Consider the following 26,371-nt stretch of genomic DNA (forward strand, 5'->3'; position numbering starts at 1 on the left):
TAGCGATTCCAGGAGAAATTCGGCCCTTATAAAATAAAAAAGAAGTTTCGTACAACGAGAATGGACGTGTCTTTTACAAAATAAGAAATCGAGCCAAATACCCAGTCATCAACAACAAGAAAAGTCTTACTTTGATTTATACCTGCATAACTAAACTTTAAAGAAACAGCTGACACCTTTTCAGGCTATCAGCCGTTTTCCCCGACTCAGGTTTGTGGTCGCGCAGTCCCGAACAAACTGACGTTCAACACTATTTCACCCTGAACCTGCAACCGTACTGGCGCCGTGCCACCCGGCATCACCACGGTGACTTCACCGCCCTCAACCCAACCCGCCCGCCACGCCGCGCAAGCCACCGCAGTGGCGCTGGTACCCGAGGACGCGGTGGGCCCCTCACCCCGCTCGAACACTCGCGCAATAACCCGATTACCGGAGGCCCGGGCGGCCCATTGCAGGTTGATCCCGGCCGCACAGGGTTGGCCGCTCCCGGCGGGTGGCGCGAAGGCAATCGCCTGTAATGGATTGAACAGTGCGGGCTGGTGCATCGCCTGATTATCCGGCAATGCCGACACCTGCTCGACCAGCGTCACGCAATGCGGATTGCCCACACGCACACACTGGCTGCGCGCCCATTGCGGGTTGATCGCAGCCAGCGCAGCCACATGACTGAATTCATGACGCCCCACGAGCGCCCGTTCAACGCCCACCGCGCCGACGGCCAGCGGCCCGAACTGAGGTTGCCCCAGGGTCAGCCAGAATCCAGGCACCTGCGCGTACATCGCAGGCTCGACAGTCGTGGCCACCGGCGACGCCGCATCCGCCTTGTCGTGATGCACTCGCAACTCACAGCCTTGTGTCATCAGGCCCTGGTCCGTCAGCGCCTGGGCGAAGATGGTCAAGCCGTTGCCGCTGCGCTCGGCGAGGGAGCCGTCGGTATTGACGATCAGCAGGTCAAAAGGCGGCGCAGCCTGGAACGGCCCGACCAACAAGCCGTCGCAGCGGTGAGGTTTGGCATCGGCCGGATGTGGCAACGTCCCCCAACCACATTCGGACACAATCGCTGACGATGCCCAAGCCTCCCGCGTGCTCGCAGCCAAACCAGCCGTGTCAGGCACTGCTACACCCTGGCTGCGCAAATAAGCCGGGTTGACCACCCCATAGATATTGCCGCGCGCGTCGTAGAACACGGTCATGCTACCGCCTGCCTGAGCATTTTCATCGGTTCGTTCGTCCAGTTGCCTACTTACTGGGGCAGCAGCGTATTACAGAACCTCCGATCTGTGGGAGGTGGGCTGGAAGGTGGTAATCCACCGCAAGAACCTGGGGTTCATCCAATCTCACAGGGATTACACACCTTCCAGACCACCTCCTACACATTTCAACAGCCTCTATGTGGCCCCCCACGCCCAAAGCGTTCCCTGTTTCTAAACATAAAATTTGTAACCTTCGCGCCGATCCTGAATCCGCAGGGAACCCGGCTCGCTCGATACAGCCTGATATGCAAGGATGTCGCGCCGGACATCGTTCATTGAACGCAAAACCAAGGATTTTTCATGACTGCCATCCCCACCCCAGCGCCCGTGGTTCCCGGGCGGCTGGAACAAATGTCGACCCGCATCGCTTTTTTCATCGCCGGTTTCGGCATCGCCGCCTGGGCACCGCTGGTGCCGTACGCCAAAGCCCGCGCGCAACTCAATGAGGGCACGCTTGGCCTGTTGCTGTTGTGCCTGGGGGTGGGGTCGATCCTCGCCATGCCGGTGGCAGGCGCATTGGCATCACGCTACGGCTGCCGACGGGTGCTGACCGCTGGGACGATCATGATCTGCATGGCCTTGCCGATGCTGGCCACGGTCAGTTCGATCCCGTTATTGATCGCCGCGTTATTTCTGTTCGGTGCTGGCCTGGGCACGGTGGACTCTACGGTCAACCTGCAAGCCGTAATCGTCGAGCGCGCCAGCGGCAAAACCATGATGTCGGGCTTCCATGGCCTGTTCAGCCTGGGCGGTATTGTCGGCGCGGCGGGCGTCGCAGGGTTACTGGGACTGGGCTTGTCGCCGCTGCAGGCGACTTTGGTGGTGATCGTGATCATGGCCGTGGCGCTGCTCAAGGCCGGGCCGCACCTGTTGCCCTACGGCAGTGAAAGCTCGGGCCCGGCGTTCGCGGTGCCGCACGGCGTGGTGCTGTTCATCGGTTGCCTGTGCTTCATTGTATTTCTGGCTGAGGGCGCTGTGCTCGACTGGAGCGCGGTGTTTCTCAGTGCCGAACGCGGCCTGGACGAAGCCTACGCCGGCCTGGGTTATGCCGCCTTCGCCCTGACAATGACCGCCGGGCGCCTGACCGGTGACGCCATCGTGCGTCGCCTGGGCGCCACCCGTGTGATCGTAATCGGCGGCGCACTGGCCACTGCGGGTTTGTTATTGGCGACGCTGTTCCCGGCGTGGGAAACCGCGCTGCTGGGGTACGCACTGGTGGGCGCCGGTTGCTCGAATATCGTGCCGGTGCTGTATACCGCCGTCGGCAAGCAGACTGTCATGCCGGAACATATCGCCGTGCCTGCCATCACTACGCTGGGTTATGCCGGCATCCTCGCGGGCCCGGCAATGATCGGCTTTATCGCCCATGGCAGCAGCCTGAGCACGGCCTTTGTGTTGGTCGCGCTATTGCTGGCGGGTGTGTCCATCAGTGGCAAAATTCTCAAGGTGTAAAACCGCCGCACCAGGCCAGGGCGTCACCTGGCCTTGTGCTCCTTGTCCTGCTTGAGCCAACGTTCAAGACTTTTATTGCTGAGCCAACCCTCTTCGGCACTCCGCCCGAACAGGCTGTTGGCGGTCGCCCGCTGGAGCGAACGCAACAAACCAGGACGCTCAATGATATTCCTCGCCGTGTAGACCACGTGTTCGCTGTACTTCTTTTTGGGTAACCCGGTAGATGTCTCCAGAACCGGCAAGCCTCGCGGGTCGGTTGCGTCTGGATCGGTCGTCACGGCTTTGAGCGCAGCGATTTCCACGTACTGGTACTTTTCAAAAAAAACCGTGCGGTCCCGGGTCTTGTCTCTCAGCTGTTCGAACTGATCCTGAAAGGCTTGAACAACCTGGGCGTTACCCTGGCCATGAAAAGGGTCCTGGCTGAAGGCCGTCGGCGCACTGTTGCTCGTCATGTGCGTCGCAGCCGCGCTCAGGCTGTCACGCGTGATATAGCCGTCGTTGTTCATGATCGCGTCGTTGAGTCGCGGCCGTTTTAGCACTTCCCTGGCCGCCAGAATCGTACGTTCCATCACGTCACTCTCGCCCCCCTCACCCGCAGCGACCTGTTGCAAGGCTGACTGCGTCAGTTGCCCGTCCCGCAAGAATGGGTGGAGTACGTCGAACCCTTTCGCCAGGGCCGTCGCCAATTGGCTATCGGTTGAGCTCGCGCCGGGCGGCACATTGTTCACACGTGTGGCAGGCACGCTCTGCTGGGTAGAGTAGCGCAGCGCAGACAACGCGCTTCGCAGCAGCAAGGGCCGGCGCGGCAGGGTGCTTTGGGAAGTGTATTGATCATCCGGCAGAGGATGAACAACGGGTGACGGCAAAGTCGGCTGCACCTGCGGCTCAACCATGGCCGTCTGCTGTCCGCGAGGAATTGCACCATCAATTTTCATGCGTCATCTCCAACCTTTTCCGGATCCGCGCTTGCCTGGTGACCACTGCCAGTGGTGGTCGAAATCATCAAAAATAGATTCCAGCGAAGCAAGCCACCGATCTGTGGTTGGGCGAACGCAATAGTTCCGGGTGGCGGGGGAATAGCAATGACAGTATGTAAAAGAGTGCACGACGACGCCTGGTCAGTCGGGTGCGCGGGAATCATCCGCTGGATTGCCTTGCGCCTTTTGCCCGCCGCACAAAGCTCGCAGCCCGACGATCACTGCGGCAAGCGCGCCGCGAACATGCTTCGACGGCTGGACGCGATCCATAAGGTCATGTCCAGGTTCCAGCATGCCTCGCGCAAAATCGTCGGCCACCGGCGCCTGAAACCGGCGTCGACCTGCAAAGTCCTTCATACGCTGGATTTCGTCAGCATGGCGTACGTGCGCAGGGTCTTTTTCGTCGGCGAGTTCTGAAGTTCCCGCACCGGCCAGAGTGCCAACAAGCGGCCGGTATTCCGGCTGGCGAGCGTTAAACGAAGTCGTAGTCATAAAGCCCCCAAGGAAAACGCCACGAAGGGTTCGTGGCGATTTGCCTGTTCAATGAAACACTCTGCGATACGGGTGGATCAGCGGGACATCTGCCGCAGCGTGTCCTTGTGAATCCAACCGTCTTTGCCCCAGCGATCACCGCCGTCCATGGTGTCCTTCACCTCGGAGCGCTTGAGGACCTCCTGTGCGATCCAGGCAAGACGGCCATGAACCGGATCGTTGGTAGGCCATTGGGCAAGCCCGCGCAGCTTATCGAGGCTGATGTAATCCCGATTATCGGGGTCCCTCAATGCGTCGAAATGACGGAGCATCTCAGCGGCCAATTGATTGTCGTCCTGGTACTTCATAGGACTTTGGCTGCTGAGGGTCATCTGGATTTTTTGCCGGTCGATCAAGCCATCCAGCGCGCCGGTGGTGCTGTGCCGATCCAGTGCATTCACAAGCTCCGGACGCTTCATTAACTCACGGGCCAGACGGATATTCTGATCCTGCGATGTGTTACCTGTCAGCGGCTTGTTGGCCATATCCGACAGACCATCTTTGGTAACGAACCACGGTTGTTTCGGATCTTTAAACGCATCGAAGTTGTTCAGCAGCATGCGCGCCAGATCGTCGTTACTCTTTTGCGAGTACACAGGATCGGGCCTGTTGCCATAGCAAGGGTCCGGTTTGCACGGTGTAGGGCGCACCGGCGGCTTGCTGTCGCAAGGATCGGGTTTGCAGGGGTCCGGCTTGGGTGGCTTGCCGTAGCAAGGGTCCGGTTTGCACGGTGTAGGACGTACCGGCGGCTTGCTGTCGCAAGGGTCGGGTTTGCACGGGTCTGGCTTGGGCGGCTTCGGCTTGCCGTAGCAAGGGTCGGGTTTGCACGGGTCCGGCTTGGGTGGCTTCGGTTTGTTGTAGCAAGGGTCCGGCTTGCACGGGTCTGGCTTGGGCGGCTTCGGCTTGTTGTAGCAAGGGTCCGGCTTACACGGGTCTGGCTTGGGTGGGCGTCCACCGCACCAGCCCTTCACGTTTTGCTTGATTTTACTGAGGACCCCAGTGGCCTGGGCGTCCGCAGCTGATGCCTGACGACTATCACCCTGCGACCTTCCATCAGAACGCCCCTGGAGGGCAGGCGCTTGATTGGCAGACAAATTGACAGGTTTGTTGTCGCTCGAGTTGAAATCGATACGCGTACTTTTTTGCCCATCACCCCGAGAGGTGACAGCTTCCTTTGCCTTGGTCTCGGCCTTGGGAGACGGCGTACGAGGGGGTGAGTGGTTCACAGGTTTATCGAGGGCAGATACCGACATATGAATCTCCAGTCCGGCTTTATCACGAGGGTCACCTGACTCAACTGAAAGAATGCAGGCGACCTTTGTGTGGCGAACATGTCCGATTCAGTTCCTGAAAGCGGCAACCTGTCGCCACCGAACGGTAGGAGATTGGACTGATGCGCAAAAAAAATCGCAGCGTTGCGCTGCGACTTCTCCCCTCTACCCCCGTCAGAACCTGACACTGGCCTGTACGAAGAAAGTACGCGGCTCGCCCAGGTACAACCCGGCATTGTTGTCGCTGGAGCGGGTGTAGTGCTGCTGGTCGAAGACGTCTTTCACGCCAACGCCCAGCTTCGGGTTCGACAGGTCGTAGTGGGCCAGGTCTTCGGCCTGCTGACGGTTTCTCAGGCGGCGCATCCGGGTTCCGATCAACCCTTCGTAGTGCTCGAAAAAGCCTGTTCTGCGGGGCGGTGGCGCAATCATCGCGGGGGCACTGGGGAGGCGGGCCGTGAATAGTAATATTTCCTATTAAGTGGGGGTCATTGCTTCCCGTCGCCCGGACTGACGGTGAACTTGTGCCCTGCCCTGTCAGTCAGCTAATTGAACTCGCAAATTAAAGGTGGGCAGCCCATGCAACTCTCGCTGGAGCAACAAGTCGCGCTCGTCACCGGCGCCAGTTCGGGCATCGGTGCAGGCGCCGCCAAGGCACTGGCTGACGCCGGGGCGGCCGTGGTGCTCAATTACAATTCCCAGGCGGCACCGGCCGAGGCCCTCGCCGCGCAGATCAATGCCAACGGTGGCCGGGCGATTGCCATCGGTGGCGATGTGTCGAAAGAGGCGGATGTGGAACGCCTGTTCGCCCAGACCCTCGACGCCTTCGGCCACCTGGACATCCTGGTAGCCAATTCCGGCCTGCAAAAAGACGCCAACCTGGTCGACATGACCCTCGACGACTGGAACACCGTGATCGGCGTCAACCTCACCGGCCAATTCCTCTGCGCCCGCGCCGCCGTGCGTATTTTCAACCGCCAGGGTGTTCGTGATGGTGTGTCCCGCGCGGCGGGCAAAATCATCCACATGAGCTCGGTGCACCAACTGATTCCGTGGGCCGGGCACGTGAATTACGCGGCGTCCAAGGGCGGCGTGGAGATGTTGATGCGCACCCTCGCCCAGGAAGTCAGCGAGCAGCGCATTCGCATCAACGGCATTGCGCCTGGCGCGATTCGCACGGCGATCAACCGTGCGACCACCGAAGGTGACGCGCAGAAACAGCTGTTGAAGTTGATTCCTTACGGGCGTGTAGGTGATGTGGAGGACGTGGCGAATGCAGTGGTCTGGCTGGCCAGCGACGCCTCAGACTACGTGGTCGGAAGTACTCTGTTCATCGATGGCGGCATGAGCCTTTATCCCCAGGGCTCTTATTAGGAGCTTCGTGACAATGGTTGATTTGAAAAACGAGCAACAAAGCGCCATCGATGCACACGGCATCATCGGCGACATGCGCAGTGCGGCGCTGGTCAACGACAAAGGCAGCATCGACTTTTTCTGCTGGCCGGAATTCGACAGTCCCTCGATTTTTTGCTCGCTGCTCGACACCCCCGACGCGGGTATTTTCCAACTCGCGCCCGACCTGCCCGACGCCCGCCGCGAGCAGATCTACCTGCCCGACACCAACGTATTGCAAACCCGCTGGCTCAGCGATGAGGCCGTGGTGGAAATCACCGACCTGCTGACCATCAGTGAAGAGATCGATGACCTGCCGCTGCTGATCCGCCGCGTGCGCGTGGTCAGCGGCCAGGCCACGATCCACCTGCGCTGCGCCGTGCGTCATGACTACGCCCGCACGCCGACCCGCGCCACGGGTGACGAAGGCGCGGTCTGTTTCACCGCCGCAGGCCAGCCCGGCCTGCGCCTGACCAGCAGCCACTCGATGCAAATCGAAGGCAACGCCGCCATCGCCAGCTTCACGCTGGCCCAGGAAGAAGGCGCCGAGTTCGTCCTCGGCGGCCAGGATGACCCGCGCGTCGACAGCGGCTGCACCGACCTCGCGCTGGCGCATACGTTGAAGTTCTGGCGTGGCTGGATCGCCCAATCGAATTACCGTGGGCGCTGGCGCGAAATGGTCAACCGCTCGGCCCTGGCCCTCAAGCTGTTGACCTCGCGCAAACACGGCGCAATCATCGCCGCCGCCACCTTCGGCCTGCCGGAAGCACCCGGTGGCGAACGCAACTGGGACTACCGCTACACCTGGATCCGCGACGCCTCGTTTACCGTCTACGCGTTCATGCGCCTGGGCTTTATCGAGGAAGCCAACGCCTACATGCGCTGGCTCAAGGGCCGGGTCAGCGATTGCTGCGGCCAGTCGGCCAAGATCAACATCCTCTACGGTATCGACGGTCGCCAGGAACTGCCGGAAGCCGAACTCGATCACTTCAGCGGCCACGGTGGCGCCAAGCCGGTGCGCATCGGCAATGAAGCGTTCGACCAGATCCAGCTGGATATTTATGGCGAGCTGATGGACGCGGTTTACTTGGTCAACAAGTACGGCGAGGCGATTTCCCACGAGGGCTGGCAACACACCGTGGACGTGGCCGACCAGGTCTGCGAAATCTGGAACCAGAAGGATGTAGGCATCTGGGAGATGCGCGGTGAGCAGCATCACTTCCTGCATTCGCGCCTGATGTGCTGGGTGGCTCTGGACCGTGCGATTCGCCTGGCGTCCAAGCGCTCGTTGCCGGCACCGTTCGCCCGTTGGGACCAGACACGCCAAGCCATCTATGCCGACATCTGGAGCAACTTCTGGAACGAAGAGCGCGGGCATTTTGTGCAGCATATCGGCAGCACGGCGCTGGACGGTTCGATGCTGTTGATGCCCTTGGTGCGCTTCGTCGCGGCCACTGATCCGCGCTGGCTCTCCACACTGGAAGCCATCCAGAAAAGCCTGGTGCGCGACGGCATGGTCTACCGCTACCGCAACGACGACAGCCAGATCGACGGCCTGCAAGGCACCGAAGGCGCGTTTGCCGCCTGTTCGTTCTGGTACGTCGAATGCCTGGCTCGCGCCGGCCAAGTCGAAAAAGCGCATTTGGAGTTCGAACAATTGCTGCGGTATGCCAACCCGCTGGGGTTGTACGCCGAAGAGTTCGACAGCCAAGCGCGGCATTTAGGCAATACGCCACAAGCGTTGAGCCATTTGGCGTTGATCAGTGCCGCGACATTTTTGGACCGTAAGTTGAGTGGGGAGAAGACGGTTTGGCAGCCGTGAATCAGTATTTTTTATCGCTCAAATGAAACTCTCTGTGGTGAGGGAGCAAGCTCTTATCAAACTTAAAATAACTTACTGATTTTAAAGGGTTAAAAATTCACCCTAAAGTCTTGAGTCTTGCATAAACACTTTCAGGCGACCGCATTCTTGTGGCGAGCGGGCTTGTCCCGCGTTGGGCTGCGCAGCAGCCCCAAAACCAGGCGCAGAGGAGTGCCCGATACACCGCATTCGTCTTCATCAGGGGCGCTTCGCACCCCAACGCGGGACAAGCCCGCTCGCCACAGAGGTCCCAGTTTGTTGCGCGACAGCGCGGCGTCGAAGACGGGGTGGGGCCTCCCTCGCCACAGAACCTAGCTCGCGTTCGTCATGGCTTAGAACTGCGGGGTGTAGGTCATGGTGAACATCACGTTACGCGGGTCGCCATAGTAGTTGCTGCCCCACGTCGCGTTGTACGCGGGGATGTAGTACTTCTTGTCGAACATATTGTTCAAGTTCGCCGCCACGGTGAATTCCTGATTGATCTTGTAGGCCACTCGCGAATCCCACAGGGCATTGCCGGGCACGCTGAAGTTGCGGTCGTAGGCCTCGGTGCTGCTTTGCGCAGTCACACCGGCGCCGACGCTGACTTTCTGCCAATCGCCCGGCAACTGGTAGTCACCCCACACTTTGAGCAGGTGCTTGGGTGTCCAGGTGCTGAAGATCTTGCCTTCGTAGGTGTCGTCCTTAAGAAACTTGGTGGTGTTGTAGGTGTAGCTCGACACCAACTGCAAACCCGGCAGCACTTCGCCGCTCAAGGTGGCTTCAAAACCCTGGCTGCGGACTTTGCCCGAGGCCACCGAGCAGTACCAGCCGCCACAGTTCATCGGCCCTTGCAGGTCCTGCACACCACGGTTTTCCTGGTCGTAGCGGAAGATCGCGAACGAGGTATTGAGGCGACCGTCCGCGAGTTCACCCTTGATGCCCAGCTCATAGTTCTGCCCTTCAATGGGCTTGAGCATCGAGCCGGAGGTGGTCAGGTTGGTCTGCGGCTCAAAGGCATCGGCGTAGCTGGCGTAGGCCGACCACTGATCATTGAGGGCATAGACCAGGCCTGCGTACGGCGTGACCCGGCCGGTGGTCTGGGTGGTGCTTTGGGTCGGGTTGTCATACACACCCTGGAAACCGCTTTGGTCGATGTACGAAAAATCATACCAGCTCGTGCGAGCGCCAACGATCAACGTCAGCGGGTCCAGTACCTTGACGCGCCAGGTGCCGTAGATGCCTTTCTGGCGAATGTCATACCAGCTCTTTGACCCGGAGCCGTCCTGAAACAGCTGGTATTTGTCGCGCTGCGGGCGGTTGTGGTCGATGTTGAAGATATCCGCACCGTCCGTGGCATCCCGGGCGTACAGGTCATGGGTAGTCAGCTTCGAATAGTTGGCGCCCAGCACCAGTTCCTGCTGGAACCCCAGCGTCTCGAACTTGCCGTTGACGTACACATCCACGCCCCGGCTCTTGGTGTTGAAGTCGGTGACCCAGTCCACGTAACGCACGTTGCCGGCAGTGCCGGGGTTGGGGATTTCGTCCCAGGTGGCCTGGTAGGTCGCGTCGTTGTGTTCATCCATGGCGATCACGGCGGCTTTCAACTTCCAGTCATCGTTGAAGCGGTGTTCGATGTCGGCAAACACCTGGGTCTGGTTATTAACGCTGCGGTTCCAGCTGGCGCCGACGAAGGTCGAACGCGGCAGGCCGAGATCGCTGCCGTTGGCGTAACGGGGCAGCGACATGAAGTTCGGCCGCGCATGGCCTTTCTGGTTGCTGATGCCCACACCGACAGTGGTGTCGGGGGTGAAGTCGTAGTCGACGGCGGCATACACCGTCTGATTCCAGCTGCCGGCGTAGTCGACGAAGGAGTTGGTGGTGTCGTAGTCCGCCACAAAACGGCCGCGCAAAGTGCCCTCGGCGTTGAGCGGGCCGCCGGCGTCTACTTGGGTACCGTAGTGGTCCCAGGAGCCGGCCTTGGCGGTGATAGTCACGGTGGGCGCCTGCTGGCCACGCTTGCGCACCAGGTTCATGGTACCGCCAGGGCTGTTCGCGCCTTGCAGCAAGGCAGCGGGGCCACGCAGGGTTTCGACGCGGTCGTAGATCGCCATGTTTTCGGTGAGGTAGCTGCCCAGCGCGTAAGTGTTACGCGCAATGCCGACGCCATCGTATTGCAAGGTGCCGATCTCAAAGCCACGGGAGAAAATGAACAGGCCGGGGCCGGGGGACTTGGTCGCGGTTAAGCCAGGCGTGCGCTTGACCACTTCGGACAGTTTGGTGGTGTTCTGGTCATCCATTTGCTTGCGGGTCATAACGCTGACCGATTGCGGGATGTCCTTGAGCTTCTGCTCGCCTTTGCCCAGGGTCACCGCCCCCGTCGTGTAGGAGCCGCTGCCCTCGGTCGTCGCGCCCAGGCGCTCGGCGCTGATGGTGGTGGCGCCCACTTCGATGGCGGAGCCGGTGGCCGTGCGTTTTTCCAGGGTCACCGTATCGGCATTGATAAACGCCGCGCTCAACCCGGTGCCGCCGAGCAGTTGCCCCAACGCTTCGCGCTGCCCCAGGTTGCCGCTGACACCCGGCGACACCACCCCTTGGGTCAACTCACCGGACACCAGCACCTGAATCCGTGTCACCGCCGAAAAGGCTGCCAGTGCACCGTCCAGGCTTTGCCCCGGAATATCGAAGCGGTAGGCCTGGGCCTGGGTGGTCTCGGCGGCCTGCAAATACAGCGGCGCGGTGCTGCAGGCCATGGAAATGGCCAGTGCCAGCAAGGGCCGTGCGGCGAATCGGTGTGCCATGGATGGTGCTCCCCGGTGCAAAAAGTCTGTGATCGGCGCCGCACTACTTGAGAGTGCTTACTATTTACGCCTCAGTGATCAAGGACGATTGCTTGCGGAGAAACCCTGAAAGTTTTTTAAAAAATTTGCAGTCAGGACGCTTTACCTTCGCGCAGCACCAGCAAATACGGGGTGTAATGTTCGGCGCGCAGGTTGAGGGTGTACTCCAGCGCCTTGATCACGGCGTCGGGTTTGTCGATTTCAAACACGCCGGACACCACGCGATTGCGCAGCGCATCGCCGAGCACCAGGGTCTTGCCGGGCCAGTAGCGGTTCAGCTCGCTGACCACCTCCGACAGTGGCTGCTGGCGAAACACCAGTTGCCGCTGACGCCAGGCAAACCCGCTGGCCGGATCAAACCCGTGGACTTCGGCCAGGCGCTGGTCCTGATACTCCACCGCGCTCCCAGGCTCCAGGTACACCGGCGTACCGCTACCGGAACTGACCTGAACCTTGCCCTGCGCCACCTGCACCCGCGTCTGCGCATCGCGTCGCGCCACGCTGAACTGAGTGCCGACCACCTTCACCCAGCCATCGCCGGACTGCACCACGAATGGCCGCGCCGGGTCTTTGGTCACTTCAAAAAAGCCTTCGCCGCGCAACAGACGGATCTGCCGCTCGCCGGCGCTCATGCGAATTTGTACCGCGCTGTCGGTGTTGAGTTGCAGGTGGGAGCCGTCGGCCAGTTCGATGGTGCGCGATTCGCCGGTGCCGGTGGCGTAGTCCGCGCGCAGGCGGTCGAGCCATGGGGTGTTTTGTACGGTGAGCGCCACTGCCAGCAACACGGCGGCGGCACACGCCCAACGCTGCCAGCGCCGCACCGGTTTGCGCCAGGCGGCCTGTTCGGCACGGCGAATCACCCGCGCCGGCTCGCGCAAACCGCCGAGCATCGCCTGCACTTCCCGCCAGGCTTCATCCTGGGCATTGCCCTGCCCCAGCCACGTGGCAAACGCGTCCATTTCAACGGCAGTCACGTCTTCGGCCTGCAGGCGGAAGTACCAGCCGGACGCTTCGGCGAACAACACGTCGGCAGTGGGTGTGGAGGTCATGACCGACGTCCTTGTTCATCGCAGGCAAGCCGCGTCTTGATGTACGCACGGCATTCAATCAACGCGCGACGCAATTGGTATTCCACACTGCGCGGGCTGATAGACAGGCGTTCGCCAATCTCGCGGTAGGAAAGTTCGTCGACATGATAAAGCAGGAAGATCTGCCGAGTCGCTTCGGGCAACGCCAGGATTGCGTCCTGCATCAATTGTTCCTGCTGGTAGGCGGCCAATTGCTCGTCGGCGCCTGGGTTGCTGCACGGCAATTCTTCGCTGGGTTCGCCAGCGTCCAGGCGCTCGCGGCGGATCGCCTGGCGCTGGTGGTCGCGCACCAGGTTGCTGGCGATGGTGAAGAGGAAGGCCGGGAGGTTGTCGATCTTCTCGCCGGAATCGAGGCGCGCCAGGCGCAGGAACGATTCCTGGGTCAGGTCGGCAGCCACCTGGGCGCTGCCGGTGCGGCGGGTGACGAAGGCTTCGAGGGCTTTCTTCTGCTCCGCGAACAGGCGCGCAATCTGTGAATTCCAGGAGGGCACAGCACTACCTTGAGAAGAACGGAGGGTTCAGGAGGTGTGCACGCTAGCAGAGGATGAGATTTAATCGCAATAGCGATTAGTTTCCAGCTACAAGCTGCAAGCTACAAGAAAACGCAAATCCGCTTCTTCTTGCCGCTTGCCGCTTGCCGCTTGCCGCTTGCCGCTTGCAACTAGCAACTAGCAACTAGCAACTGCTCTTATTGGATTTCATCCGGCTTGACGATCACCCAGTTCTTGTCCGCCGTCACCGGCAACCCTTCCTTGGCCTGGGCCGCAGCGTGCTTGGTCATCATGCCGTTGAGCTGGGTCATGTATTTGTCCTTGCGATTGATCCACAGGTGAACGCCGCCCTTGGCCACGTCCACATCGTGGAACAGCATGTAGCCGTCGCTGGTCGGTGTATCGCCGCCGACGATCACTGGTTTTTTCCATTCGTCGATGTAGGTGAGGATCGCCGCGTGTTTGCCGGCCATCCAGGTCGCCGGGGTCCACAGGTACGGGGTCAGTTCCAGGCCGAGGTTGGCTTTTTCGTCATACTTGCCGGCGGCAATTTGTTTGCGTGCGGTGGTCAATTCGCCGGTCTTGCGGTCCTTGAGCAGGGTGGTCACGCCGATCACATTCTCGGGTTTGACGTTGTAGCCGTACTTCGGATCGGCGGCGACCATGCGCACCAGTTCCTCGGACGCGGCCGTCATCACATACACCTCGATGCCGTTTTCCGTGAGCTTGTTGAACAGCTCAGTCTGGCCGGTGAATATTTTGGGCGGCTGCACCTCGGATTTCTTCACCGCGTCACCTTCAAAATAGGTGACAGGAACCGGCTTGCCGGACGCCATCAACTCATCGACCTGGACCTTGAGTTCCTTGAGGGTGAAGCCTGCAAACACCTGGGCGACCCACGGGTAGCAGACCATGTCGTCCACTTCACACAGGCGATAGTAGTAACTGAACAGGCTTTCCTTGTGGTCGGCGGTGTCTTTGAACGGCATCAGCTTGAGCGAGGGGTCGAGGCTGTCGCGGGTGATCAGGCCCTTGTTTTCCATGTAGGGCAGCAGCGACTCTTCGAGGTCGTAGCGGTAGCTGGTGTTGTCCATGTCGAACACCGCGAAGTTACCCTTGTTGGCGTTGGCGGCGATCATTTCATTCAGTTGCTTGGCGGCAGGTGCCGGCCAGTGTTTCAACTCGGTGGCGGCCAACGCCTGGCTGGCGAGTCCGAGGCAGAAGGCAGCGGATAGAAATAGTTTCGGCGCGAGCTTCATAAGCGTTTTCTCCCTAAGTGAAAGACATCGACGCTAACAAATCCCTGTGACAGTTCCCACTATGAGCGCGACCGTGCGCGTCCTGATCCCGTCACAGACATGCGCCTGAGCGTCAAACGCTTATTCCAAAAACGACAGTCACCATTCCATCTTGGTATTAAATCAATAGATATCAGCCTGTTAGGCTTTCCGGTTCGCAATCGCAGGCTCACGCGATTGGCAGCACTCTCAACGGAGCTTCAATGAATCTGCCCCTGATTCTCAATTTACTGGTGTTCGTGGCCCTGTTGCTGGGCCTGGCACAAACGCGTCGCACCAACTGGAGCCTCGCCAAGAAGGTCCTGTTCGCGCTGGTGCTTGGCGTGGCGTTCGGCGTAGTCCTGCATGCCATTTATGGCGCCGGCAACCCGGTGCTCAAGGCCTCGATCGGCTGGTTCGACCTGGTCGGCAATGGTTATGTGCAGTTGCTGCAGATGATCGTGATCCCGCTGGTGTTCGCATCGATCCTCAGTGCCGTGGCGCGCCTGCATAACGCCGCTTCGCTGGGCAAGATCAGCTTCCTGACCATCGGCACCCTGCTGTTCACCACCGCGATTGCGGCGCTGATCGGCATCGGCCTGACCAACCTGTTCGGCCTCACCGCCGAAGGCCTGGTGGCCGGCACCCAGGAAATGGCGCGCCTGCAAGTGATCCAGAACGACTACGCGGGCAAGGTCGCCGACCTGAATATCCCGCAGTTGCTGCTGTCGTTCGTGCCGGCAAACCCGTTCGCCGACCTGGCCCGGGCCAAGCCGACGTCGATCATCAGCGTGGTGATTTTCGCGGCCTTCCTGGGCGTTGCCGCGCTGCAACTGCTCAAGGATGACGTGGAAAAAGGTCAGAAAGTGCTCAACGCCATCGACACCCTGCAAGCCTGGGTGATGCGCCTGGTGCGCCTGGTGATGAAGCTGACCCCGTACGGCGTGCTGGCGTTGATGACCAAAGTGGTCGCCAGCTCCAACGTGCAAGACATCATCAAGCTCGGCAGTTTTGTGGTGGTGTCGTACCTGGCGCTGGGCCTGATGTTTGTGGTGCACGGCCTGCTGCTGTCCCTGGCTGGGATCAACCCGCTGCGGTTCTTCCGCAAAGTGTGGCCGGTACTGACCTTTGCCTTCACCAGCCGCTCCAGCGCGGCGGCCATCCCGCTGAGCATTGAAGCGCAGACCCGTCGCCTGGGCATCCCGCAATCCATCGCCGGGTTCGCCGCTTCGTTTGGTGCGACCATTGGCCAGAACGGTTGCGCAGGGCTTTATCCGGCGATGTTGGCGGTGATGGTGGCGCCGACTGTCGGCATCAACCCGCTTGATCCGCTGTGGATCGCGACCTTGGTAGCGATTGTGACCTTGAGTTCGGCAGGCGTTGCCGGTGTGGGCGGTGGTGCGACGTTTGCCGCGCTGATCGTGCTGCCGGCGATGGGCTTGCCGGTGTCACTGGTGGCGCTGCTGATTTCCGTAGAGCCGTTGATCGACATGGGCCGTACGGCGTTGAACGTGAATGGTTCGATGACGGCGGGCGCGATTACCAGCCAAATCATGCAGCAGACGGATAAAGAACTGCTGCATGCGGATGAGCATGCCGAGTTGGCGCAGGCTTAACGAATCGGGTAACAGGGAGCTCGCTCCCTGTTAACTCAATCGATCGGCAGCCTTACGATAAACCTCATCACGCTCACGCTTGTCGACAGCAACGACGAACACCGTGATCTCCTGGTCAATCACTTGATATACCAACCGATATCCACTGCTACGCAATTTGATCTTGTAGCAATCAGGCAAGCCGTGCAGACGGCTAGCTTCAATGCGCGGATTGGTCAGAACCTCAACCAGCTTTTTTTTGAACTGTTGACGAACGGTATCGCCCAGCTTGTGCCATTCCTTCAAAGCTCGTGCGTCGAACTCAAGGTTATAGGTCATCCAGTGAGACCTTCACTCGCTGAGGCGCTGCCAGTCGCTCCCGAACTGTTGCGAACAACGCCTCGTCATCCTCAGTCATGAGAACAGGTTTGAACGGTAACTGGCCGCGTTCCGCCACGTACTGCAAGGCTTGTCGCATCAATTCCGAAGGGGTGACTCCGAGCTTTTCGAGCTCATGATAAGCACGAGCCTTGAGGTCGTCGTCGATGCGTACGTTGATAGAGGCCATGAGATATCCCTCACTGTAAAGACGTTAGTCATTACAGTGGCGCATAAAAAGCGCTTTTGCAAGTCGGGATAATCGGGTGCAGGTCAGGCTTTTTCCCAAACCTCGAAGTTGTACGCCGGCTTATCCCCCTCCGCCGCATTCTCCAAAGTCGACACCCGCTTCCATTGCTGCGCATCAAACGCCGGAAACCACGCATCCCCGTCCGGGCTCAGCGCCACGCGCGTCAAATACAGGCGATCCGCCTGCGCAAGCCCTTGCGCATACAACTGCGCGCCACCGATCAGCATCAGCTCATCGACGCCCTGCTCCAGCGCCCATGCCTCGGCCCGCTCAACCGCCGCTTCCAGTGACGGAAAAACTTCCGCACCTTCCAGTGCCAGATCGGTCTGACGGCTAACCACAAGGTTCAAGCGCCCCGGCAGCGGTCGGCCCAGGGAATCCCAGGTCTTGCGCCCCATGATGATCGGCTTGCCCAAGGTGGTGGCCTTGAAATATTTGAAATCCCCCGGCAAATGCCAGGGCATGCTGTTGTCGACGCCGATCACACGGTTTTCACCGAGGGCTGCGATCAGGCTTAAAGGGAGAGTTTTTTTCATGGCGACGAGAATACCAGAGCCCCAAGCCACGCGCAGCGTGCACTAAACGGCCGCACAGCGGTTATGCTCCAGGCTCACAAACACAACAGGACGGCGCGTGACTGCACTGAACCCCCTGCAAAAACTCTGGCTGACCGAAACCGTGCGCCTGCGTGAAGAACACGCCGGCCCGCTGGAAGACCTGGAAGCCAACCGCCTGGCCCGCGCGGCCGGCGGCGACCTGCCGACGCGCGTTCAACAGCGCGCCCTGCATTTGGCCGAGCGCGACGGGCTGACCGCCGCCCTCACCCGCTGGCTGCAAGGCGCGCGGCTGGCGCTGATGTTGCTGGCGGTTGCCGCCGTCATCAGCGGCGCCGGCCTGGCCTTTGCCGCGATGGGTAACGGCTTGACCCCGGTGAACGTGTTCTGGGCCCTGGGCAGCCTGCTCGGCTTGAACCTGATTTTATTGATTAGCTGGGCCCTGGGCCTGCTGTTTGCCGGCGAACACAGCGCCAGCCTCGGCCGCCTGTGGTTGTGGCTCAGCGAAAAACTCGCGCGTGACGCCAAGGCCGCACAACTGGCGCCGGCGTTGCTGCTGTTGTTGCAGCGCCAGAAACTCAATCGCTGGGCCGTCGGCGTGCTGGTCAACAGCCTGTGGCTGCTGGCGTTGCTCAGCGCGCTGGTGATCTTGCTGACGCTGCTCGCCACAAGGCGCTACGGTTTTGTGTGGGAAACCACCATCCTCGGCGCCGACACCTTCGTCGCCGTGACCCAGGCCCTCGGCGCCCTACCCGCCTTGTTGGGCTTCAACGTGCCAACCGTCGAGATGATCCGCGCCAGCGGCGACTCAGCGCTGAATATCGAAAGCGCCCGCCAAGCCTGGGCCGCCTGGCTGGTGGGCGTGCTGTTGATCTACGGCTTGTTGCCGCGCCTGGTCCTCGCCCTGCTGTGCCTGTGGCGCTGGCAACGCGGGCGCGCGGCCCTGCGCCTGGACCTCAACCTGCCCGGCTACAGCCCATTGCGCGAACGCCTGATGCCGAGCAGCGAACGGCTTGGGGTGAATGACGCCGCACCGGAACAGTTGCATCACGTCAGCGGCGGCGTCAGCGAACTCGAAAGCGACGGCGCCCTGCTGGTAGCCATCGAACTCGACGATCAACACGCTTGGCCGCCCAAACTGCCAAGCAGCGTGAAAAACGCCGGCATCCTCGACAGCCGCGAATCGCGCAACAAGCTGCTGGAACAACTCACCCGCTTCCCACCCGCGCGCCTCGCCATCGCCTGCGACCCACGCCGCTCGCCGGACCGTGGCAGCCTGGCGTTGATCGCCGAACTCGCGCGCAGCGCCACGGCCACCCGCGTCTGGCTGCTGCAAGCCCCCACAGGCCAAGCGCTGGATGCCGAGCGGCTGGGCGATTGGCACGCGGCGCTGCAACAACTTGAGCTGCCGTTCGCCGACTGCGCGCCGTTGAACTGGCTGGAGACCGGTCATGACTAAACCGCTGAAACTCGCCGTGGTCGGCCACACTAACGTCGGCAAGACCTCGCTGCTGCGCACGCTGACTCGCGACGTCGGCTTCGGCGAAGTCTCCCACCGCCCCAGCACCACGCGGCATGTCGAAGGTGCGCGCTTGTCGGTCGATGGCGAAGCCCTGCTGGAGCTGTACGACACGCCCGGCCTGGAAGATGCCATCGCCCTGCTCGATTACCTGGAACGCCTCGACCGCCCCGGCGAACGTCTCGACGGCCCCGCCCGCCTGGCGCGCTTTCTGGAAGGCAGCGAAGCCCGCCAGCGTTTCGAACAGGAAGCCAAGGTGCTGCGCCAATTGCTCGCCTCCGACGCCGGGCTGTATGTGATCGACGCCCGCGAGCCGGTGCTGGCCAAGTACCGTGACGAGCTGCAAGTGCTGGCCAGCTGCGGCAAACCGCTGTTGCCGGTGCTCAACTTTGTCAGCAGCAGCGACCACCGCGAACCGGACTGGCGCGAAGCCCTTGCGCGCCTTGGCCTGCATGCGCTGGTGCGTTTCGACAGCGTCGCGCCGCCGGAAGACGGCGAGCGTCGGCTGTATGAAAGCCTCGCCCTGTTGCTGGAAAACGCGCGGCCGCAGTTGGAGCGGCTGATCCTGGATCAGCAAGCCCAACGCCAGGCCCGCCAGCAAAGCGCCGCGCGCCTGATCGCCGAACTGCTGATCGACTGCACCGCCTGCCGTCGCAGCGTAGTGACCGAAGATGAGCAGCAAGCCATCAGCGATCTACGCAAGGCTGTGCGCCTGCGCGAACAACGCTGCGTGGAGGCCTTGCTCAAGCTGTTCGGCTTCCGCCCGCAAGACGCCGCCGCCAGCGATTTGCCGCTGCTCGACGGGCGCTGGGGCGATGACCTGTTCAACCCGGAAACCCTCAAGCAACTCGGCGTGCGCGTCGGTAGCGGCATCGCTGCGGGGGCGGCAGCCGGTGCCGGCGTGGACTTGCTGGTCGGCGGCCTCACCCTCGGCGCCGCCGCCCTGGCCGGTGCCATCGCCGGTGGCGCCCTGCAAACCGCGCGCAGCTACGGCAGCCGCCTGCTCGGCAAAATCAAGGGCCAGCGCGAACTGACCGTCGACGACAGCGTGTTGCGCCTGTTGGCCCTGCGCCAGCGCCAACTGCTCAAGGCCCTGAACCTTCGCGGCCACGCAGCGATGCACAGCATCAAGGTCGGCACGCCCCAGGACAAGACCTGGCGCGAGGGCAAACTGCCGGACGCACTGCACAAAGCCCGCGCCCATCCGCAATGGTCGTCCCTCAACCCCCACGCCAAACTCAGCCAGGCCGAGCGCCAGGAACAGGTCGAAGCATTAGCGACCCGGCTCGATGAGGGATGACACGCTCACTGCGCGTACCACTCAAAGGCCAGAAAGGCCGTGCATAACGATCGAATCAACTCCTTGTCGGCTTTGTCGGCTACCCCGTCGTGGTCGACATCGCTGTTGGTAAACGACTCCAGCACGCCATCGCTGTCCCCGTCATAGGCGGCCGCCCTGTAGATCAGCGAGGCTTTACATCCAGGCGCTGCGTGCTCATGGAAGTCCAGTTTGACCGCGTTGGGCCTCCCCGTTTTTCCGTAGTTATCGACGTACAGGGTCAGCGTACGCTGCCAATGGCTGCGCTTATTGAACCAGTTCAATTTCAGGAAACTGTTGGCAAAAGTATCCGTCGATTGTTTTTCCAGCCTGCATGGCCGGGTGACCGGGCTCAGCTCGCCCGACCATTGAAGATCGACCTTGCCATCCGCGCTCATGTCCACCGCGAAGATCTCGTGGATCAGCTCATCAGGACAGCCAGCCTGCTGCTGATAAAAGTGCAGGATGACCGTATCCGCACGACCATTGCCGCTCATGTCCTGGGCAGTCACTTTCAAGTAGCGCATCAGCGTTGCTCCTTTTATTGAAGAAGCAAGCACCTTAGCGACCCAACCACCGAGGCTCTAGGCGGCGCATCTGCGTTTTGCGTAAGGCCAATCTACATGGCGAGTAGCCGCGCAGCCTTGGCTTTGAGTATTTGCAGATCCAGTACCGGCACCTGCATTGCCTTGGCCTGTTCGTCCCAGTGGCGCATGCGCAAACTCACCGCGCAGAGCGGGTCTTGTTCAAACGTCCGGGCCTCTTCGGCCGTCATCACGCCGCCCTGATAACCCAACGTGCGGCGGCTGGCTTCGCTCAAGCGCGCGTAGTAGTCCGGTTGGCTGAAGGTCAGGTAGCGCTTGGCCTGGACGTGGTATTCCACCAATTGGGCCATGCGCTCGCTGAAACCCGCCCGACGCAAATAGTCGGCGCCCAGCCGCTCATGGCTGACCACGCCATAACCGCCCATGTTTTCGCCACCCTGGCCGCAGAGGTGACCGATATCGTGGAAGAAAGCCGCCAGCACCACCTCATCATCAAAGCCTTCGGCCATCGCCCACTGTGCGGCCTGGGACATGTGTTCGATCTGCGACACCGGTTCGCCGATGTAATCCGCCGCGCCGTGCTGTTCATACAAGCCGAACACGTCGGCAATTGCCTGTTCAGGGTTCATCTCGGCGCTCCCCACAGCAATGTGATATTTCGCTCGGCCATCGCCGGGCCCACGCTCATGCCCACGCCGGTATGCATCAACGCCACATTCACCCCCGGCGCCGCGCACAGGAATGAAAACGGCCCCGGCCCGCGAGAACCGTAGACGCCCTGCCAGCGTTCGACCACTTGGATCTTGCACCCCAGGGTCTGCTCGGCCAACTCGATCATCCAGTCGTCGACCTGTTCGGCGTTGAACGGTGACGCATCGCTGCCGTAGTCATGGGAGTCGCCGATGATCAGTTCACCATGGGGTGTCGGGCTGATCAGCAGGTGAATGCCGTGCTCATGCAGGTGCGGTGCGTCACGCAGGATTTGCGCCTGCACCGCCGCGGCTTCGGACAGGTCGGCGAAGGCACCGTAATGCACGCAACTCAAGCCGGTGAGCAACGCGTGCTGCAGGTTGAGATTGAGCACCGGCCGGGCACGCAACATTTGCAGGCGGCAGATACTCGGGTTGAGTTCGGCGATCGCCTCGGCCAGCAAGGTTTGGTAGTCGTGCCCGGAGCACACGATGATCTGCTCACCCCGAAAGCTTCCCGCCGTGGTGTGCACCTGGCCGGGCTCGACGTTGCGCACCAGGGTGGAAAAGTGAAACTCCACCTGGAGTTCGCGGCTCAGGTAGTTGATCAGCGCCGGGATTGCTTCGCGGGAATACAGCTGCTGATCGTCCTTGCCATGCAACGCCGCGCGGTGATGGCGGAACTGCCCGCCGTACACGTCCTTCATCGCCGCGCCTTGCAGCAGCTCGACGTTGTAGCCGTGCTCTAACGCGCGACCGGCGCAGAAGGCTTCGAGCAGGTGCTCTTGCGCTTCGGTGCGGGCGAACAGGTACGAGCCGTTGCGCTTGAGCTGGAGCCCAGCCACCTGTGCCCAATGGCCCCAAATCTCGCGGCTCTCGCGTGCCAGGTCGAGCATCGGGCCCGGCGGTTGGCCGGTGACCAGGGCCTGGCCGAAGTTGCGCACCGAGGCACCCTGCGGCGTGGCGCTGCGCTCGAAGACCTTGACCTTGAGGCCGCGCTTGGCGGCGGCAAAGGCGTGGGACAGGCCAAGAATGCCGGCGCCGATGATTAACAGATCACTACTCATGCGTTCCTCTCGTCAAGGTCGTGACGCAGAGCGTCACCGGATGCATTCCCACGCGGAGCGTGGGAACGATCAATTTACTGACCCGCCACCTTCTCCGACTTGCCGTCATAGCGCTTGCGCCATTCGGTCAGGATGCTGTCGCGGTTTTTCGAGGCCCAGGCAAAGTCGTTCTTGATCAACCGTTGCTCGTAGTCGGCCGGCAATTCGGTCTGCGGTTTGGCGATACCCGGTTGGGCGAGAACGGCGAAGTTGTCCTTGTACAGCTCCATCGCGGCGGGGCTGGCGGAGAAGTCGGCGAGTTGCTTCGCGGCGTCGGCGTGGGCGGTGCCTTTGATCACGGCGGTGGCTTCGATGTCCCAGCCCAGGCCTTCCTTGGGCAGGATGATGTCCAGCGGCGCGCCCTGGCGCTTCAACTGTACGGCAGGGTATTCGAAGGAAATACCAATCGGGAATTCCCCGGACGCGGCCAGCTTGCACGGCTTGGAACCGGAGTGAACGTACTGGCCGATGTTCTGGTGCAGGTCATCCATGTACTGCCAGCCCTGCTTCTCGCCAAAGGTCTGCAACCAGGCGCTGACGTCGAGGAAGCCGGTGCCGGACGACGCCGGGTTAGGCATCACGATCTTGCCCTTGTACTCGGGCTTGGTCAGGTCCTGCCAGCTCACCGGCTTGGTCAGGCCCTGCTTCTCGGCTTCGACGGTGTTGAAGCAAATCGTCGCGGCCCACACGTCCATGCCGACCCAGGCCGGTGGGTTGGCGGCGTCGCGGTAGTTTTTGCCGATCTTGTCCAGGTCCTTCGGTGCGTAGTTATCCAGCATGCCCTGCTGGTCGAGGATCGCCAGGCTCGACGCGGCCAGGCCCCAGACCACATCGGCCTGCGGGCGATCTTTCTCGGCGAGCAGCTTGGCCGTGATGATGCCGGTGGAGTCACGCACCCATTTGATTTCAACGTCGGGGTTGGCCTGCTCGAAGGCTTTTTTGTAGGTCTTTAACTGCTCGGCTTCGAGGGCCGTATACACGGTCAACTCGGTTTTCGCGGCAAAGGCATTCAGGCTGAAGGCAGTGAGCAAAGCAGCGGCCAGCGTCAGGGGCTTGAACATGGTGCATTCCTCTAAAGGGGACAGATTTATTTATTGGCCCGGCGCGGTCTGGCGCCAGGCTTGGGAGCGGCGCAACACGCCGCGTGAGGCCCACGCCAGCAGCAGCGAAACGCTGGCCGAGGTGAACAGGATCAGGGTCGACATAGCCGCCGCGCCGCCCACATTGCCGGCGTCGTCCATGTTCAACACGGCAACGGCGGCGAGGATGGTGTCGGGGCTGTAGAGGAAGATCGCGGCCGACACGGTGGTCATCGCCGACACAAACAGGTAGCGCACGATGTCCAGCAGCGCCGGCAGGCAAATCGGCACGGTGACGCGCAAATAGTGGCGGTACAGCGGCGCCTTGAGGGACAACGCGGCGGCTTCGAACTCGGTGTCCAGCTGGCGCAGCGCGGTGGTGGCGGTCATCTGCGCGGTGGTCAAATAGTGAGCAATGGTGCACACCACCAGCAGGGCCATGGTTCCGTAGAACACATGCAGCGGGTTGCCGTTGAGGTTGAAAAAGAACACGTAGCCAAGGCCCAACACCAAACCGGGCACGGCCATCGGCACAAAGCTGAGCATGCGCAGCGCCAGGTTCAGGCCCTTCTGGCCCTGGGTTTTTTTCCATCAGGTAGGCGCCGGTGAAGATCAGCACGCTGCCGATCAACGCCGTGCACAGCGCCATCGTCAAACTGTTGCGATAGGCCAGCCAGCCGCCGCCTGCAGTGTCTTCAAACTGGTAATGGTTGAGCGACAGCGACAGGTTGTACGGCCAGAACTTCACCAGCGAGGAGTACACCGCCATGCCAAACACCAGCAGCAACACCGCGCAAATCAGCAGCACGATGGCGAGGTAACAGCCATCGCGTAGTCTCGACGGCGCCGGCTGGAACACCTGGGCGCGGCCGCTCATTGAATCGCCATGCCGGCGCCGCAACCAAGCATCGACCGCAAAGCTGAACAGCGCCGGCACGAGCAATACCATGCCGATCAACGCGCCGCGACCGAACTGTTGCTGGCCGACCACCGCCTTGTAGGCTTCCAGCGCGAGCACCTGATAGTCTCCACCGACCACCACGGGCACGCCGAAGTCGGTGATGGTCAGGGTGAACACCAGGCAGAACGCGGCGAACACCGCCTGGCGCGTCGCCGGCCAGGTGATGCTGCGAAACGCTCGGGCCGGGCTGGCGCCCATGCTCGACGCCGCATCGAACAAGCGCGCATCCGCCAGCGACAGCGCTGACAGCAAAATCATCAAGGCGTGTGGGAAGGTGTAGATCACCTCACCGAGCACAATGCCCCAGAAGCCGTAGATGTTGTCCGACAGCAAGCCTCGCAACATCCCCTGGTTACCGAACAGGTACACCAGCGCAATCCCCGGCAGCATTGACGGCGCCATCAACGGCAGCAGCGACAGACCGCGCCAAATGGCCTTGCCCGGAATCAACGTGCGTTGAAGGGCGTAGGCAAACAGGTATGCCAGCGGTACGACGATGGCCGCTACGCTGAGGGAAACTTTCAGGCTATTGCCCAGCAGCCAGTGGAAGTTGGCGCTGGTCACCAGTTCGCGCGCAGCGACAAGGCCCCCGCCCTGCCCGGCCTCGCTGCTGAAACCGCGCCAGAAGATCGCCAGCAAGGGCAGCAATACGGCAACACCCAGCAGCACCAGCCACAACAATTTGCCGCCGACGACGAAAAAGCGATCGCCCATTTCGGCACGGGAAACCTCACGCGGTATCGGCAATGTCATCTCAACGGCCATCTCAGGCAAACACCTGCAGGCTGCGCGGCGGCAACGCCACCCAGATGTCCTGGGCACCCAGGCGCGGCATGGCTTCCGGCGCCAGCTCGGCGAGCAACGGGTGACCGGGCAACTGCTCCAGCTCGAAGCTCATGCGGCAGCGATTACCGAGGAAGGTGATCTCGCGGACCTTGGCCGGGAACAGGTTTTCTTCATGCACCGGCGGGTTCACGCTGATGGCTTCCGGACGGCAGAACAGGCGCCCGGATTTGGCCACGCCGGCGTCGTCGGCCAGGCGCATGTTCAGCCCGCCGACCTGGGCATGGCTGGCGCTGTTGCGGCTGAACGGCAGCCAGTTGCCCTGGCCGACAAATTCCGCCACGAACGGCGTGGCCGGGCGGTCGTAAATTTCTTGGGGCGTGGCGTATTGCTCGACCTTGCCGTTGTTCATCACGGCGATGCGGTCGGCCATCAGCATGGCTTCGTCCTGGTTGTGGGTGACCATCAGCGTGGTGATGCCCAGGCGCCGTTGCAGTTGGCGCAGCTCGGTGCACAAGTGCTCGCGGACGCGGGCGTCGAGGGCGGACATCGGTTCGTCCAGCAGCAACAACGAAGGCGCCGGCGCCAAAGCACGCGCCAGGGCGACACGCTGCTGCTGACCGCCGGAGAGTTGGCCGGGGTATTTCTTTTCGCTGCCGAGCAGGCCGACCAGTTCAAGCATCTGCCCGACGCGCTTGCGCACTTCATCGCGGCCGCTGCCAGTGAGGCCGTAGCCGATATTCGCTTCGACGGTGAGGTTGGGAAACAGCGCGTAGGACTGGAAAAGAATCCCGTAGTCCCGCGCCTGCGGTGGCAGCAGGGAAACGTCACGCTCGCCCAGATACAGTTCGCCGCTGTCCTGGCGCTCCAGGCCGGCGATGCAACGCAGCAGGGTGGTCTTGCCGCAGCCGGACGGGCCCAGGAGGCACACCAACTCGCCGGCGGCGACGTCCAGGGACACATTGTCCAGCGCGGTAAAGGCGCCGAAGCGTTTCTGGATACCGCGCACCTTCATCGGCGCGCCGGGTTGGGTCAGGGCTGTGTTCATGGAGGCACCTCATCAAACTGATGAAGGCCATGCTAGGCAGGCAATGAGTCCCTGGTGTGGCAGAAAGGCAAAATGGGGCGATAGTGGTATTCGTAGATTTGGGTTACCCATGATCGTTCCCACGCGCAGCAAAGGAA

22 protein-coding genes and 2 pseudogenes are annotated in these 26,371 nt (G+C 61.5%); 7 read left to right on the forward strand and 17 right to left on the reverse strand.

Annotated features, from left to right (window positions below; all coding sequences use genetic code 11):
• Positions 1-206: 206 nt before the first annotated feature.
• Positions 207-1,193 (reverse strand): diaminopimelate epimerase, encoded by a 987-nt coding sequence (locus tag ACR52_RS22725; RefSeq protein WP_048729705.1) that lies wholly within the window; start codon positions 1,191-1,193, stop codon positions 207-209.
• A gap of 360 nt (positions 1,194-1,553) precedes the next feature.
• Between ACR52_RS22725 and ACR52_RS22730 the strand changes: the two genes are divergently transcribed.
• Positions 1,554-2,705 carry an MFS transporter gene (locus ACR52_RS22730; RefSeq protein WP_048729707.1) on the forward strand — a complete coding sequence of 384 codons (1,152 nt, stop codon included), beginning with the start codon at positions 1,554-1,556 and terminating at the stop codon, positions 2,703-2,705.
• A gap of 23 nt (positions 2,706-2,728) precedes the next feature.
• Here the strand turns inward: ACR52_RS22730 and ACR52_RS31005 are convergent, their stop codons facing one another.
• The gene (locus ACR52_RS31005) at positions 2,729-3,640 is read right to left on the reverse strand and encodes a type III secretion protein (protein ID WP_173439318.1); all 912 of its coding nucleotides are present in this window, start codon (positions 3,638-3,640) and stop codon (positions 2,729-2,731) included.
• A gap of 165 nt (positions 3,641-3,805) precedes the next feature.
• Here ACR52_RS31005 and ACR52_RS30800 point away from each other — a divergent pair, with 165 nt between their 5' ends.
• Complete coding sequence (locus tag ACR52_RS30800) at positions 3,806-4,099, forward strand: hypothetical protein (protein WP_161799313.1); 294 nt, start codon at positions 3,806-3,808, stop codon at positions 4,097-4,099.
• A gap of 152 nt (positions 4,100-4,251) precedes the next feature.
• On the opposite strand, the gene ACR52_RS30805 is transcribed toward ACR52_RS30800, so the two are convergent.
• Both ACR52_RS30805 and ACR52_RS29705 read right to left on the reverse strand, forming a co-directional pair.
• A complete protein-coding gene (locus tag ACR52_RS30805) occupies positions 4,252-4,773 on the reverse strand; it encodes a hypothetical protein (protein WP_048729710.1) in 522 nt (173 codons plus the stop codon).
• Positions 4,774-5,802: 1,029 nt separating this feature from the next.
• A pseudogene (locus ACR52_RS29705) lies at positions 5,803-5,913 on the reverse strand (RNA polymerase subunit sigma-24); the annotation flags it as partial.
• A 147-nt stretch (positions 5,914-6,060) separates the two neighbouring features.
• Here ACR52_RS29705 and ACR52_RS22755 point away from each other — a divergent pair.
• Positions 6,061-6,855 carry a glucose 1-dehydrogenase gene (locus ACR52_RS22755; protein ID WP_048729714.1) on the forward strand — a complete coding sequence of 265 codons (795 nt, stop codon included), beginning with the start codon at positions 6,061-6,063 and terminating at the stop codon, positions 6,853-6,855.
• Positions 6,856-6,868: 13 nt separating this feature from the next.
• The gene (locus tag ACR52_RS22760) at positions 6,869-8,695 is read left to right on the forward strand and encodes a glycoside hydrolase family 15 protein (protein ID WP_048729716.1); all 1,827 of its coding nucleotides are present in this window, start codon (positions 6,869-6,871) and stop codon (positions 8,693-8,695) included.
• Between the two features lie 371 nt (positions 8,696-9,066).
• Here ACR52_RS22760 and ACR52_RS22765 read toward each other — a convergent pair whose 3' ends face one another.
• The 4 genes from ACR52_RS22765 to ACR52_RS22780 form a co-directional block, all read right to left on the reverse strand.
• On the reverse strand, positions 9,067-11,514 hold the full coding sequence (locus tag ACR52_RS22765; RefSeq protein WP_048729718.1) for a TonB-dependent siderophore receptor: 2,448 nt from the start codon (positions 11,512-11,514) through the stop codon (positions 9,067-9,069).
• Between the two features lie 131 nt (positions 11,515-11,645).
• Entirely contained in the window at positions 11,646-12,602 is a 957-nt protein-coding gene (locus tag ACR52_RS22770; RefSeq protein WP_048729719.1) for a FecR family protein, read from the reverse strand.
• Positions 12,599-13,132, reverse strand: a complete 534-nt coding sequence (locus ACR52_RS22775) for an RNA polymerase sigma factor (protein ID WP_048729721.1) — start codon at positions 13,130-13,132, stop codon at positions 12,599-12,601. Before ACR52_RS22775 ends, ACR52_RS22770 begins: the two co-directional genes overlap by 4 nt.
• 197 nt (positions 13,133-13,329) lie before the next feature.
• Positions 13,330-14,391, reverse strand: coding sequence for an HAD family hydrolase (locus ACR52_RS22780; protein WP_048729723.1), 1,062 nt, complete (start codon positions 14,389-14,391; stop codon positions 13,330-13,332).
• 242 nt (positions 14,392-14,633) lie between these two features.
• Between ACR52_RS22780 and ACR52_RS22785 the strand changes: the two genes are divergently transcribed.
• Positions 14,634-16,025: an L-cystine transporter gene (locus tag ACR52_RS22785; RefSeq protein WP_048729725.1), complete on the forward strand. Its 1,392-nt coding sequence runs from the start codon at positions 14,634-14,636 to the stop codon at positions 16,023-16,025.
• A gap of 30 nt (positions 16,026-16,055) precedes the next feature.
• Here the strand turns inward: ACR52_RS22785 and ACR52_RS22790 are convergent, their stop codons facing one another.
• The 3 genes from ACR52_RS22790 to ACR52_RS22800 all read right to left on the reverse strand — a co-directional run bounded on the left by ACR52_RS22790 (position 16,056) and on the right by ACR52_RS22800 (position 17,168).
• Positions 16,056-16,343 (reverse strand): type II toxin-antitoxin system RelE family toxin, encoded by a 288-nt coding sequence (locus ACR52_RS22790; RefSeq protein WP_048729727.1) that lies wholly within the window; start codon positions 16,341-16,343, stop codon positions 16,056-16,058.
• Positions 16,333-16,572, reverse strand: coding sequence for a type II toxin-antitoxin system RelB/DinJ family antitoxin (locus tag ACR52_RS22795; protein WP_048729731.1), 240 nt, complete (start codon positions 16,570-16,572; stop codon positions 16,333-16,335). The genes ACR52_RS22790 and ACR52_RS22795 overlap by 11 nt, the downstream gene beginning before the upstream one ends.
• Before the next feature lie 83 nt (positions 16,573-16,655).
• Positions 16,656-17,168: a dihydrofolate reductase gene (locus ACR52_RS22800; protein ID WP_048729733.1), complete on the reverse strand. Its 513-nt coding sequence runs from the start codon at positions 17,166-17,168 to the stop codon at positions 16,656-16,658.
• 97 nt (positions 17,169-17,265) lie between these two features.
• Between ACR52_RS22800 and ACR52_RS22805 the strand changes: the two genes are divergently transcribed.
• Together ACR52_RS22805 and ACR52_RS22810 are read left to right on the forward strand one after the other, a co-directional pair.
• Positions 17,266-18,645 carry a DUF2868 domain-containing protein gene (locus ACR52_RS22805; protein WP_048729736.1) on the forward strand — a complete coding sequence of 460 codons (1,380 nt, stop codon included), beginning with the start codon at positions 17,266-17,268 and terminating at the stop codon, positions 18,643-18,645.
• The gene (locus tag ACR52_RS22810) at positions 18,638-20,005 is read left to right on the forward strand and encodes a DUF3482 domain-containing protein (RefSeq protein ID WP_048729738.1); all 1,368 of its coding nucleotides are present in this window, start codon (positions 18,638-18,640) and stop codon (positions 20,003-20,005) included. Before ACR52_RS22805 ends, ACR52_RS22810 begins: the two co-directional genes overlap by 8 nt.
• A gap of 5 nt (positions 20,006-20,010) precedes the next feature.
• Here ACR52_RS22810 and ACR52_RS22815 read toward each other — a convergent pair whose 3' ends face one another.
• The 6 genes and pseudogenes from ACR52_RS22815 to ACR52_RS22840 all read right to left on the reverse strand — a co-directional run bounded on the left by ACR52_RS22815 (position 20,011) and on the right by ACR52_RS22840 (position 26,234).
• Positions 20,011-20,550, reverse strand: coding sequence for a hypothetical protein (locus ACR52_RS22815; RefSeq protein WP_048729741.1), 540 nt, complete (start codon positions 20,548-20,550; stop codon positions 20,011-20,013).
• 92 nt (positions 20,551-20,642) lie between these two features.
• Positions 20,643-21,197, reverse strand: coding sequence for a phosphonate degradation HD-domain oxygenase (locus ACR52_RS22820; RefSeq protein ID WP_048729743.1), 555 nt, complete (start codon positions 21,195-21,197; stop codon positions 20,643-20,645).
• Positions 21,194-22,324: a TIGR03364 family FAD-dependent oxidoreductase gene (locus ACR52_RS22825; RefSeq protein ID WP_048729744.1), complete on the reverse strand. Its 1,131-nt coding sequence runs from the start codon at positions 22,322-22,324 to the stop codon at positions 21,194-21,196. The genes ACR52_RS22820 and ACR52_RS22825 overlap by 4 nt, the downstream gene beginning before the upstream one ends.
• A gap of 74 nt (positions 22,325-22,398) precedes the next feature.
• Positions 22,399-23,424 carry a putative 2-aminoethylphosphonate ABC transporter substrate-binding protein gene (locus ACR52_RS22830; RefSeq protein ID WP_048729747.1) on the reverse strand — a complete coding sequence of 342 codons (1,026 nt, stop codon included), beginning with the start codon at positions 23,422-23,424 and terminating at the stop codon, positions 22,399-22,401.
• Between the two features lie 30 nt (positions 23,425-23,454).
• Positions 23,455-25,168: pseudogene (locus ACR52_RS22835) on the reverse strand (putative 2-aminoethylphosphonate ABC transporter permease subunit).
• 1 nt (position 25,169) lies between these two features.
• A complete protein-coding gene (locus ACR52_RS22840; protein ID WP_048729748.1) occupies positions 25,170-26,234 on the reverse strand; it encodes a putative 2-aminoethylphosphonate ABC transporter ATP-binding protein in 1,065 nt (354 codons plus the stop codon).
• Positions 26,235-26,371: the final 137 nt, after the last annotated feature.

It is taken from the genome of Pseudomonas fildesensis (genome assembly GCF_001050345.1).
Taxonomy (GTDB): Bacteria; Pseudomonadota; Gammaproteobacteria; order Pseudomonadales; family Pseudomonadaceae; genus Aquipseudomonas; species Aquipseudomonas fildesensis.

Excerpts from the sequence above, each read along its gene's own strand:
- ACR52_RS22795 (WP_048729731.1), bottom strand. The coding sequence starts at position 16,572 with ATGGCCTCTATCAACGTACGCATCGACGACGACCTCAAGGCTCGTGCT.
- ACR52_RS22770 (WP_048729719.1), bottom strand. The coding sequence starts at position 12,602 with ATGACCTCCACACCCACTGCCGACGTGTTGTTCGCCGAAGCGTCCGGC.
- ACR52_RS22760 (WP_048729716.1), top strand. The coding sequence starts at position 6,869 with ATGGTTGATTTGAAAAACGAGCAACAAAGCGCCATCGATGCACACGGC.
- ACR52_RS22785 (WP_048729725.1), top strand. The coding sequence starts at position 14,634 with ATGAATCTGCCCCTGATTCTCAATTTACTGGTGTTCGTGGCCCTGTTG.
- ACR52_RS22815 (WP_048729741.1), bottom strand. The coding sequence starts at position 20,550 with ATGCGCTACTTGAAAGTGACTGCCCAGGACATGAGCGGCAATGGTCGT.
- ACR52_RS22830 (WP_048729747.1), bottom strand. The coding sequence starts at position 23,424 with ATGTTCAAGCCCCTGACGCTGGCCGCTGCTTTGCTCACTGCCTTCAGC.
- ACR52_RS22820 (WP_048729743.1), bottom strand. The coding sequence starts at position 21,197 with ATGAACCCTGAACAGGCAATTGCCGACGTGTTCGGCTTGTATGAACAG.
- ACR52_RS22755 (WP_048729714.1), top strand. The coding sequence starts at position 6,061 with ATGCAACTCTCGCTGGAGCAACAAGTCGCGCTCGTCACCGGCGCCAGT.
- ACR52_RS22765 (WP_048729718.1), bottom strand. The coding sequence starts at position 11,514 with ATGGCACACCGATTCGCCGCACGGCCCTTGCTGGCACTGGCCATTTCC.
- ACR52_RS22780 (WP_048729723.1), bottom strand. The coding sequence starts at position 14,391 with ATGAAGCTCGCGCCGAAACTATTTCTATCCGCTGCCTTCTGCCTCGGA.
- ACR52_RS22800 (WP_048729733.1), bottom strand. The coding sequence starts at position 17,168 with ATGAAAAAAACTCTCCCTTTAAGCCTGATCGCAGCCCTCGGTGAAAAC.
- ACR52_RS22725 (WP_048729705.1), bottom strand. The coding sequence starts at position 1,193 with ATGACCGTGTTCTACGACGCGCGCGGCAATATCTATGGGGTGGTCAAC.
- ACR52_RS30805 (WP_048729710.1), bottom strand. The coding sequence starts at position 4,773 with ATGCTGCTGAACAACTTCGATGCGTTTAAAGATCCGAAACAACCGTGG.
- ACR52_RS22825 (WP_048729744.1), bottom strand. The coding sequence starts at position 22,324 with ATGAGTAGTGATCTGTTAATCATCGGCGCCGGCATTCTTGGCCTGTCC.
- ACR52_RS22730 (WP_048729707.1), top strand. The coding sequence starts at position 1,554 with ATGACTGCCATCCCCACCCCAGCGCCCGTGGTTCCCGGGCGGCTGGAA.
- ACR52_RS22840 (WP_048729748.1), bottom strand. The coding sequence starts at position 26,234 with ATGAACACAGCCCTGACCCAACCCGGCGCGCCGATGAAGGTGCGCGGT.
- ACR52_RS22790 (WP_048729727.1), bottom strand. The coding sequence starts at position 16,343 with ATGACCTATAACCTTGAGTTCGACGCACGAGCTTTGAAGGAATGGCAC.
- ACR52_RS31005 (WP_173439318.1), bottom strand. The coding sequence starts at position 3,640 with ATGAAAATTGATGGTGCAATTCCTCGCGGACAGCAGACGGCCATGGTT.
- ACR52_RS22810 (WP_048729738.1), top strand. The coding sequence starts at position 18,638 with ATGACTAAACCGCTGAAACTCGCCGTGGTCGGCCACACTAACGTCGGC.